This window comes from Empedobacter sp. UBA6745, assembly GCF_002453775.1.
Classification (GTDB): domain Bacteria; phylum Bacteroidota; class Bacteroidia; order Flavobacteriales; family Weeksellaceae; genus Empedobacter; species Empedobacter falsenii_C.
This window is the reverse complement of the sequence record NZ_DKHL01000015.1, coordinates 1-11,197: the sequence shown is the minus strand read 5'-3', so window position 1 is coordinate 11,197 and position 11,197 is coordinate 1. Positions and strand designations below refer to the sequence as shown.

Genomic DNA, 11,197 nt, shown 5'->3' with positions numbered 1-11,197 from the left:
TTATCTACAACATAATTTATGAAATCAATTGAACTTAATTGATTGCGCTTTTCATATATTTTAAGCACGATAATTCGTATAACATCATCAGTAGCTGCATATTAAAATTACTTGATTTTATTGCAATATGTATTATGAAAATCAGAAATTTACCATCAACTTGTACATGATGACCAGTTGTTTCTTTTTCGTATAAAATACTATGTATGGCTCTTCTAGTAACCTTCTGTCTAACCTACCCCTATTATTACGCTTTAGAATACGACAAACTCTTGATTCTTATATTAAAATATCATACTAATATTCTAAATACCAATTAATTCGTCAAGTCCTTATTTATGTTCTTTTCAAAGTTCTAATACTTTATTTACAATTTCTTGCTTGATATGATTGAGAAATATACGAAAAGTTAATTTCTTTCTGAGTAGACCTTCTTCTCCGTATTCATAATATTCCTATTTCCATTTATAACTACAGTTTGTTATCTGATCAAATAATCGAGAATTAAAAATTCGAGTAAGTATTATTAATTTATTTTACTACTTTTTCTCAAAATCAAGTAGCCTAATACTCCAGCAATTAAAGATGTTAATAAAACGGCTAATTTAGCTTCATCAATTAATATTTCACTATTAAATGATAAATTAGATATAAATATAGACATCGTAAAACCGATACCAGCTAATAATCCTACACCTAAAATATGGTTTAAATTACTCCCTTCTGGTAACTGACCAATGCCAAATCTTGAGCAAATAATAGAACTTAATACAATACCTATTGGTTTACCAACTAATAAACCTAATAAAATACCTAATCCTAAAGGAGAGGTTAATCCTTCAAGCATCTCGTTATATATAGTTATATTAGTATTAGCAAATGCGAAAATTGGAATAATAATAAAGTTTACAGGCTTTACTAAGGCATGTTCTAATCGTTCTAATGGCGATTCTTGATCAGTATTATTTGTTGGTAAAGTCATGGCTACTAATACACCTGCTATTGTAGCATGTATACCCGAATGATGTACAAAATACCATATAAATATTCCTGGAATCAAATATAAATAAGGATTCTCTACGTTTAATCTATTCATTAACACTAATACTCCTAGGCCTACACCCGCATACATTAAATACACTAAGTCTATACCTGATGAATAAAATAAAGCTATCACTAAAATAGCTATCAGATCATCCACTATAGCTAATGCAGCCAAAAAAATCTTTAAACTTATCGGAATCCTTTTGTCTAACAATGATATAACTGCTAATGCAAATGCAATATCTGTAGCCATAGGAATTCCCCATCCACCTGAAGTATCCAAACCTATATTAAAACATATATATATTAACGCAGGCACTATCGCACCACCCATTGCTGCTAAAATAGGAAGAATAGCTTTTTTAGGTGATGATAGTTCACCTTCTACAATTTCTCTTTTTATTTCTAGACCTACAAGTAAGAAAAAAATAGCCATTAATCCATCATTAATCCACATGCTTGTACTATACTTTAAATGAATCCAACTATTTTCGACTCCAAATTCATAAGATAATACACTTTTTAATGTGTCACTTAAAGATGAATTAGCTATAATTAAAGAAATCAGTACGCATAAAAAAAGGAGGAAACCTCCAAAATTACTCGACTTAATAAATTCTTTGAATATTTTTAAATTGATAGAACTAGCCATAATTTAACTTTTATTATTTTAGAGCAAGATAATAAAAAATATGCAACCTCATAAATTGGCTTTTATTGGGTAAAATTTAATCTATAATATATCGTCATCTCATACTAACATTTCTGTCAATAAAAAAAGTTAAACGATTTATCAATAAAACCATCATTTCGAGTGAAATTCTGAAAGAGTTTTGTATCGAGAAAAAGGGTTTCAAATGTTCAAATAATCTGGTTAAAATAAGACTGCCTTATATAGAACAATTCTAAAACTCCTCAAAAATGAGATCTATTTTTAAAAAAACAAGATGCATTAACAAAAAATCGTCTGTTTTATCTAAAAATANNTCTGCTACCTATTTATCATATTGTTTATTTATACAGCTGTGAGTAAACTAATAGATTTTGAGAATTTTCAAATTCAATTGGCACAATCACCATTACTAAGTGTATATGCAGAATTTATAGTTTATACTAAAAAAATTAGTATAGGAATTGTTATTGCACTATTGCTTCTAGTTAGCAAACGAACCTTACAACAATAACGAGATCACAGTTTGATTCCTTTTATCAAACTTGAAGGAAAAATTCTTCTTTTTTAAAGAAAATAAACCCTAAAAATAATAAGTCAAAAGGTCGAATTTATAAAAATGACGTTCACAAAAGTGTGTTTTTTATAAAAAATATAAAAAAATTAAAAAAACAGACACCATAAAACACTATTATTCAGTAAGTTATTTTACAAAAAAGACGAATTTATAAATTCTACCTTCCATTTATGTTTTTGCTCCTCTTGTTTGCATTGAATCTCTTTTACAAAGTCTAATTTTATAAGAATCAATATTTTATCGCCAATAAATTATTGAATATGAGTTGAATTATTAAGATATAAATACAAAAAATGAAAAAAATAACTCCTATTATACAAACACTCATCTGCTACCTATTTATTGTTTTGTTTGTCTATGCTGCAGTCAGTAAGCTCATCGATTTTGAAACCTTTCAAACCCAGCTGGGACAATCGCCAGTTATTAGTGCTTATGCAAGCATTGTTTCTTATGGAATATTAATTATTGAACTATTAATATCAATCCTACTGGGTATCAAAAAATATCAAAAATTGGGTTTATACTGTGCCTTATTTTTGATGAATGTATTCACCATATACATTATCATTATTCTAAAATTTGCTCCATTTACACCATGTAGCTGTGGAGGTATTTTAGAAGATATGGGGTGGAACGAGCATTTGATTTTTAATCTTCTTTTTATTTTACTTGCTATTTTAGGCATTATTTTAATGAATAGTAATTATCGTCTTACAGCATCTAAAATAGGTTTAATTTTTCTTGTAGGTATACTGTTCATGATAGGACTTTTTCAAAAGAGTCGATTTGAAAAAAGCTATAACAATAGTTTTATTCGCGAATTTCTTCCTCATCATTCAAATCAATTATCTAAATTAAATTTAAAACAAGAAGGTTTTACTATTTCAGGGTTTGATAGCTGTTATGTTTATCTATCTCATCCTTCTGCTCCTCTCTATCTATTGCAATATGATTATCATACAAATAAAATTGACACGCTTCATCTAGAAATTAAGAAAAAAGAATTACCCTATAAGCGATTAATTACACAAGTCGATTACACTACATATGTAATTGGTGATGGCTCTATTGGCATACTTCAAATTGGTCAATTAAATGCTAAACCTACTCTCCTAACCTATTATCAAAATGTGTATTATAATTCATATGCTCTTGGAAATAATCATCATATTGGATTTGTAGCTGCAGAACCACAAACTAGATCAAATTTATTAGGTGTTATATATCCTAGCGAAAAAGGTGAAACTATAAAATTAAATAAGACTAGTCTAAAAAATCAAATCAACGGAACATTTGACACTGATGGCTTATTGATTTGGAACAAAGAAAATAATCATTTTTTGTATAGTTACTATTATCGAAATGAAGTGATAGTATTGGATACTATGATGAATGAACTATATCATTTGAATAGTATTGACACCATTACCACAGCACAAATTGATATGGCTTATTATCCAAAAACTGACCAGTATAAAATAGGACCTCGCACAATCCGTGTGCACGAATACAGCGCTACATATGGGGATAAACTCTATATCTACAGTAGACGTTTTGGAAAATATGAAGAAGAAATAAGTGGTACAAGCATTATTGATGTATATGATTATCCTAATAAAAGTTATCTCTATAGTTTTTACCTGTATCATTTACCTCAAGAAAAATTAAGAAATTTTAGAGTGTTCAAAAATTACATTTTCGCTGTAGTTAATAAAGAGCTCTATTTCTATAAATTAATAAAATAACGTTGCAACGCAGGAGAAAGACCGAACACCTGTAAAATATAGTAGGTCATCATTTTAAATCACAAAATTATGAAAACACGTTTTTTAAACAAAATTTTACCTTTAGGAGTGGGTATGATGGCTGTTGCATTTGCTTTTGCAACTGAAGGAAAATCATCAACTAAAGATGAAAGTTCAACACTTTACATCTACGATAATTTAGAATGTACAGAGGTAAGTACGGAATGTGACAATGTACAAAATTATCCTTGTACTTTTAACGGAGAACGCGTGCACTTAATCAAAGATTCGCAAACTTCGTGTAGTGTAGCGCTATTTAATAGCTTCCAAATGGATTAATAAATTTAATAAAAACGGAAAAGATTGTCCTATGGACAATCTTTTCTTTATTTCAAATACTTATCAAACCAATTCTCAATTTCAATCGTTAATAATTTTTGATTGACTGGTGTAACAACACTATGCCCCTCTTTATTGAACAATAACATTTTTACAGGTTTATTTAATCTTCTTAAACCAGTATACAAATAGGTGTTCTGATACCAGTTTGCATTATCATCTTCTTTGCCTGTCCATATTAGTACAGGTATTTTAATTTTGTCCAAATGATACAAAGTCGTATTATTGATATACTCTTCTTTAAATTTATAAAAATCAGGACTCATCCTAAATTGTTGGTTTTCTATACGCCACATCTGTTCTTTTTTCATTGACCAAGAAATATCATGATAATAAGTAACTAAATCTATTGTAGTAGAACCAATCACCGCTGTTTTAAAATAATTGCTCTGGGTAATTACAAATCCTGTTTGATAACCACCAAACGAATGTCCTATTAATCCCACTCTATTTTTATCTATAGATTTATTTTCGAAAACTTTATCCAATGCAACTTCCAAAGATAACGTAGCTGCTTTTCCAGGGTTATTTTTCAAATAGACAATATCAGGTAGTAAAATAAAATACTCTTTCGACAATAAATTTAAAATATTAAATCCCGTATAGTTACTAAAAGAAGGTGGATCAAACAATTTTGCACTTTCTGAATTCTGTTCATAAACGGATACTATGAGTGGGTATTTTTTATCAGGATTATAGTTAATAGGATAAAGTAAAGCTCCTTTCAATCGTTCATTATTTATTGGAACATCATAATAAACTAATTCTTCGTCTTTTACATGAAGGTTTTTAAGCTCTTTATTGGTTTCATAAACCACCCGTAAATTGTTTTGAAGATTATAATTATAAATAATTGGCGAAAGATTGAACTTACTTAGCTTAAAATAGATTTGGTTATTTTGATAGAAAAAATAGTCAATATTTCCTTTTAATTTATCATGTAGTTTCAAACCTTTACCTTTCTTCCAAGTTGCCCAAGAAGAGCTATGGTTTTCATAAGACACTTTTAAATAAATATAATCTTTTGGGTTTATACTTCCTCCACTAGCCACCAAATTAAAGTCATTAAAAATTCTGTATCTTGTTTTAGTATCTCCACTATTTGTTATCTTTTCAGTGCTGTTATTTTCTGTATTAAATAACCAAATATCATATTGACTATAAATCATTAGAAACTTCTCATCATCAGACCAAATTGGTCCAAATCGACTATAAGGCAACTTTAGTGTTGCTCCATCCACCCATTCGCTAAAAAACTTATCTTGAATATTTTGGGTTAAATTTCTTTTAGTTTTTGTTTTAATATGGTATAACCACCAATCCTTCTGATCAAAATAGACGATATAATTCCCTTTAACTGAAAAATTAAAATTTCCTTCCTTCGTATAAATATGTTGAGCAATTAATGTTTGTGAATTATCATCGTGAGTTTTCAGGTATAAATCGCTAAAAGGAAATTCAAAAAACTCGGGTTCATATTGTAATTTATTATAAACAATAGAATTGTTCAATATAGGATTTGTTATATAGGAAGAGTATGCAGTATCAGTTAGTTCTTTAATTTGATTGTTTTCAATATTCCATTGGTAAAGAAAATTAAATTTTTCATTTTTTTCATACTCATTTTTTCTCGGAAAAATCCATTTATCTGCACCTTCCCATACTTCCATCATATTCTGATTTGAATGGCTATTATTTATCTTTTGATTAAAATATACAAATTTTCCATCAACAGGTTTTTGAAGATTTAAGGTTGACGTATCAAAACTATTATTCATTGCTTTCTCAATACTTTTTTTACTATAAATGTTATAGTTCGTGAATAAATCTTTTTCCGAAAAGAATAGAGATTCACCATTATCAGCCCATTCTTGCCAATTTAAATCGATCACTGGTTTAGAAAAAATGATATCTATATCATTATTCTTTAATTGGATAAGTTTTAAATAGTCACTCCCTTCTTCATTTGTCGTTAATGAAAAAATGTTTGATATTGGATTCCAATTATTTACATACCCATTAAATTTTGCTATAACACTATAATTATCTAAATTGATTAAAACAGCTGATTCCTTATAATTAATTGCAATAACAGTATTAGTACTATTGAGTAAATAAGATTGACAATTAGCATATTTATAATCTTTTAACTGTTTTAAATCTTTTATCGTAAGATCTTTTTTATTATTTAAATAAATAAATTGGGTTTCTGTAAATTCTGGTTTTCTGATTTCATTGAATTCAAAATCAATATTTTTTTGAGCATTCAATAACTTATATTTTCTTTCCATCCTATTATCAAGTTCGTCAAAAAATACCCAATCCCCTTTTGGACTAATTTTATTTAAAAAAATATCTTTTGTCCATAAAGAATCCGCAATATGTCTGGTATTATTTTTTTGAGCATTACAATAACTATGACTAAAAATCAATATTAGTAGTACTCTTATAAAAGTATTAATTATTTTCATTTTAATATCCTTGATTTTGAGGTAGTAAATTTTGATTCAATATTATTTCCGATTCTGGAATTGGAAAATATTGATGAAAATCTTGAAAAGAAGGTTTTAAAGGAAGCAAGGTCTGTGATAATAAACCAAAACGCTTTAAATCAAACCATCTGTTACCATGTTCACAAAATAACTCATGTTGACGCTCATTGAGAATCGCTTCAAATAGATTTTCATTTGTGTTACTAATTCCATTTAGACCTGCTTTATTTCTAATTGAATTGATATCAGAAATGGCTTCATTTTTCTTATTGGTATTAACATATGCTTCAGCTCTTATTAAAAATATTTCTGGTAATCTAAAAACAATCGAATATTCGCTACTTGAAGCAAGCGTATTGATTTGTTTGTATTTAGAAGAAAAGAACCAATTACCATTACTAGATGATTTTACCCAATAAATTTTTCTCAAATCCCCATTTTCAAAACTATTTAGAAAGTTCTTTGTTAAGGCAATATTATTAGGATTTTGCCCTGTAATCGTGAAGATTGGGGCTTCGTTTGTAGGACTTCCTTCTTTGGCAGTTTTTAATTGAAAAATAGTTGAAGTGCTATTTTTTAGAAATTCTGTATTTATATCATTCACCAATTGAAACCGATTAGAATGAATAATCAAATCCGAATAATTTATTGCCTTATTCCACTCCTTGTTATATAAATGAATTTTAGCTAATAAAGCATAAATTGTAAATTTGTTAATACGTGTATTGGTATTAATATTAGCATCTTGTAATAAGACTAATGCATTTTCCAAATCTTCAATTAAGTTAGCATATATTTCCGATTGACTATTTTTATAACACTTACTATTTACCAAGTAATCAGTAGACTTTATGTAAGGAATTTCATTATAGATCGTATAAAGTGAAAAATGCATAAACGCCCTAAAAAATAATGCCTCAGCCATTAATGTATTTTTTGAACTAAAGTGAGAATTTTCTAAACCTTGAATACTGGCATTCGCCATGTAAATCAATTTATACGAATTTGTCCATATGGTTTTTACTTCTGTATTATTTGTGTCTATATGATGCAAATAAATATCATTAAGACCCGAAGTAGGATTTCCATAATAATCAAGTTCATCTGCATATAATCCGAAGAGGATACTACTGCTTGATAGCTTACCATTGTAAATCGAATTATCCCTAAGTTCTGAATACAAATTGAGTATAGCTCCATTAGCTGTCGTTTCATTTTCAAAAACATATAAACTTGGCAATTGATTCGTTGGAAAATCAACTTCAACAAAATCTTTACAGCTAAAAATTAAAAAGAATAAAAGGAGGATATTAAATTTAAGTATACTTGTTTTCATAATTAAAAGTTTATAGTTGTACCAATTGATAACCTTTTTAAAGGAGGTAAATAGCCAGATGTTTGCTCTGGATCTCCACCTTTAAAAGGTGTAATTGTAAATAAATTCATCCCTTGTAAATAGACTTTAGCTTTAATCGATTGATCTTTTTTTGAAGGGATTTGATAAGAGATTGCAATATTTCTTAATCGAATAAAATCCGCTTTACTGAATACAGCATCACTTTGTTTAAACTGGCTACTTGCGCTTACAGCTGCTGCATTCGTACCAGAAGTTGGTTTTTGATGTGAAGCATTAGGATTATCCACACTCCAATAATCTAAACTAGCAATAGGCATATTATTAAAAGTTCCCATCGTAGATGTACCTGCCCATTCGTTATAGGCTATTTTTTTACTCCAATAGAACGTAAAATTAAAATTCCAGTTTTTATATTTCATATCGTTTGTAAGGCTACCATACCATTTTGGTGTTAAGTCGACTATAGCCTGTTTATCGTCGGTAGACGTTATTTTACCATCCTTATTAAAATCTTCAAACGTATATAAACCCGTCACACTATCTACACCTGTGTACTTATAAAATTTATAGATGGATAATGGATATCCTATCTGATATAAATTGCGATAACTAGAAGTTTCTAAATTTGGAAATTTTTTAAGGTAAGTTGTAGGAAAAGTCCATTGCATATTTACATTCCACGAAAAATGAGAAGAATTAATCACATTAGATGATAGCAGAAACTCAAAACCTTTGTTCACAACATCCGCATCTAAATTTGCTTGAATTGAATTAAACCCTGTTGTAGCAGGTAAACTATACCCTACCAATTGATTAGATGAAGTATTATAATAGAAAGAAGATTCGAGATGTAACTTTTTAAAAAGGTCTATTTCGAATGCGATTTCTCTTTTTATATTTTTTTCCCAAGAGAAATTCGGGTTATATAATCTCGAAGGATTAAGACTTACATTCCCTTCGTATAAACCATCACTGATGGAATACGTATCTAAATATTGGTAGTTACCAATTTGGTCGTTTCCAGTTACTCCGACACTTCCTCTTAATTTACCAAACGACAACCAATTCGAATTACTGAATGCGTTTTCTTTTGAGAATATCCATGCTGCTCCTACTGCACCAAAATTAGAAAATCTATTTTCTGGCGAAAATCGACTAGAACCATCTCGTCTCCCTGTTAAATTAATGAAGTATTTATTCTTAAAAGAATAATTGATTCTAAGATATGTCGCCATATAATTGTAAAAAGAATTGGCTTCATTTAAAATACGTAATGTCTTCGCTGCACTTAATCTTTTTAGTAAAGAATTATCTAAAAACCCAAATCCATATAAACTCAAATCTTCAGTTTCTGCTTTTGAGAATGTAAAACCATACGATAAGTCGATCTTATTTTCCTTAAAAGTCTTATTGAAGTTAAGTTGAGGTTCAATAATCCAACTATTTCTTTTCCCTAAATTTTGATAACTATTCGATGATTCTAAGCTTGACGCATTGGAAGCAGGATTAAGCCTAGTATGTGGGTTAATTTGAAACTCTGTGAGTTCAGTCTGATTAAAACCTAGGTTAATCTTAGCGGATAGTTCGTCTGTGATTTTATAATTTAAATTTGAACCAAGATTTAATAAATAGGTTTTGTTATTGTAAACACTTTCCAAAGCAGCAATCGGATTATTCCATGTATTATTTTCCCAATTTATTCTCCCATCATTCGTATAAATAGAAGGACTATTGGGGGCTAACGATCGCGATACTCGTGTTAAATCTGTTTGTGGCAGTTTATTACGATCAAATCCGAAAGAAGTATTCAAATTAAAATTAAAACGTTTATCAGTTGAAGTATGATTTAAATTTGAGTAAATCGACGTTTTATTGTAATAAAAATCACCAAAATAAACAGATGATTCTTTCGTAAGATTAACACCAACCATAAAAGATGTATGTTCAGAACCTCCATTCACCATAAATCGAGCTGTATGATTACTCCCTACATTTCCAATTAGCTTACGTTGCCAATCGGTGTATCTTGTCTGATCCCATGTCCCATTCACATCATAGGCATTAAATGGAAAAGTGGTGATCCCATCATTACTAAATGCTTGCTTTCTTAACTTAATATATTGTTCTGTATTTAAGAGATCAACGTATTTTGTTATATGATTAATACTGGTATTGAAATCTACATTAAAACTTGTTTTATTTTTAGTTCCTTTTTTAGTGGTTATCAAAATCACTCCATTTGCACCACGCGAACCATAAATAGCAGTCGCATCTGCATCTTTTAAAACCTCTATACTTTCAATAGATTGTGGGTCTATAGCATTTAACGGATTAACTTTACCACTTGGTATAACCGATCCACTAACAGTTGCACTACTTGAACTACCTATATCAAACGGAACTCCATCTATTATAAACAAAGGATCATTTCCTGCATTTATACTATTCTGACCTCTTAACCTAATCGTATATCCACCACCTGCTGTTCCTGTGGTTGGGGTAATTTCTAAACCTGCTACTCTACCCTGCAACGCATCCAACACATTATTCACGGGTTGATTCTCGATTTCCTTTGCCGTAACACGTGCAATAGATCCCGTTCGTTCTTTGTCCTTTACAGCATAATATCCTGCATTAATCACCACATCTTTTAGTTGAATTCCTTCGTCCTCTTTCGTTAAACGTACATTGATCACGCTTCTATTCAATACCTCTTCTTCTCGGATAGGGAAATCCAATTGCTCAAAAATTAGTTTGGAATTGTCTTGTTGTAAAGTCAACGAATACTGTCCATTTACATCGGTAAAGGTGGAGTTATCGGTTCCCTCCTCTTTTACCATTACGCCCACTAATGGGACTTGAAGTTCTTTTACCGTTCCAGTCACGGTTTTTCCTGTTTGTGCCAACAATGGT

General features: G+C 29.4%; 7 protein-coding genes. 3 read left to right on the top strand and 4 right to left on the bottom strand.

Annotated features, from left to right (window positions below; translation table 11 throughout):
• Positions 1-526: 526 nt before the first annotated feature.
• The gene (gene nhaA / locus B4H69_RS05205; protein WP_180904522.1) at positions 527-1,696 is read right to left on the bottom strand and encodes a Na+/H+ antiporter NhaA; all 1,170 of its coding nucleotides are present in this window, start codon (positions 1,694-1,696) and stop codon (positions 527-529) included.
• 373 nt (positions 1,697-2,069) lie between these two features.
• Between nhaA and B4H69_RS16445 the strand changes: the two genes are divergently transcribed.
• The 3 genes from B4H69_RS16445 (at position 2,070) to B4H69_RS05195 (ending at position 4,375) form a co-directional block, all read left to right on the top strand.
• Positions 2,070-2,228, top strand: coding sequence for a hypothetical protein (locus B4H69_RS16445; RefSeq protein WP_414647213.1), 159 nt, complete (start codon positions 2,070-2,072; stop codon positions 2,226-2,228).
• A gap of 356 nt (positions 2,229-2,584) precedes the next feature.
• On the top strand, positions 2,585-4,036 hold the full coding sequence (locus B4H69_RS05200) for a MauE/DoxX family redox-associated membrane protein (protein ID WP_291093028.1): 1,452 nt from the start codon (positions 2,585-2,587) through the stop codon (positions 4,034-4,036).
• Positions 4,037-4,105: 69 nt separating this feature from the next.
• Positions 4,106-4,375 carry a DUF6520 family protein gene (locus tag B4H69_RS05195; RefSeq protein WP_180904524.1) on the top strand — a complete coding sequence of 90 codons (270 nt, stop codon included), beginning with the start codon at positions 4,106-4,108 and terminating at the stop codon, positions 4,373-4,375.
• Between the two features lie 47 nt (positions 4,376-4,422).
• On the opposite strand, the gene B4H69_RS05190 is transcribed toward B4H69_RS05195, so the two are convergent.
• The 3 genes from B4H69_RS05190 to B4H69_RS05180 all read right to left on the bottom strand — a co-directional run.
• On the bottom strand, positions 4,423-6,906 hold the full coding sequence (locus B4H69_RS05190) for an alpha/beta hydrolase family protein (RefSeq protein ID WP_180904525.1): 2,484 nt from the start codon (positions 6,904-6,906) through the stop codon (positions 4,423-4,425).
• 1 nt (position 6,907) lies between these two features.
• On the bottom strand, positions 6,908-8,263 hold the full coding sequence (locus B4H69_RS05185) for a RagB/SusD family nutrient uptake outer membrane protein (protein WP_291093021.1): 1,356 nt from the start codon (positions 8,261-8,263) through the stop codon (positions 6,908-6,910).
• Between the two features lie 2 nt (positions 8,264-8,265).
• On the bottom strand, positions 8,266-11,197 hold a 2,932-nt coding region (locus tag B4H69_RS05180), incomplete at its 5' end, for a SusC/RagA family TonB-linked outer membrane protein (RefSeq protein WP_291093019.1).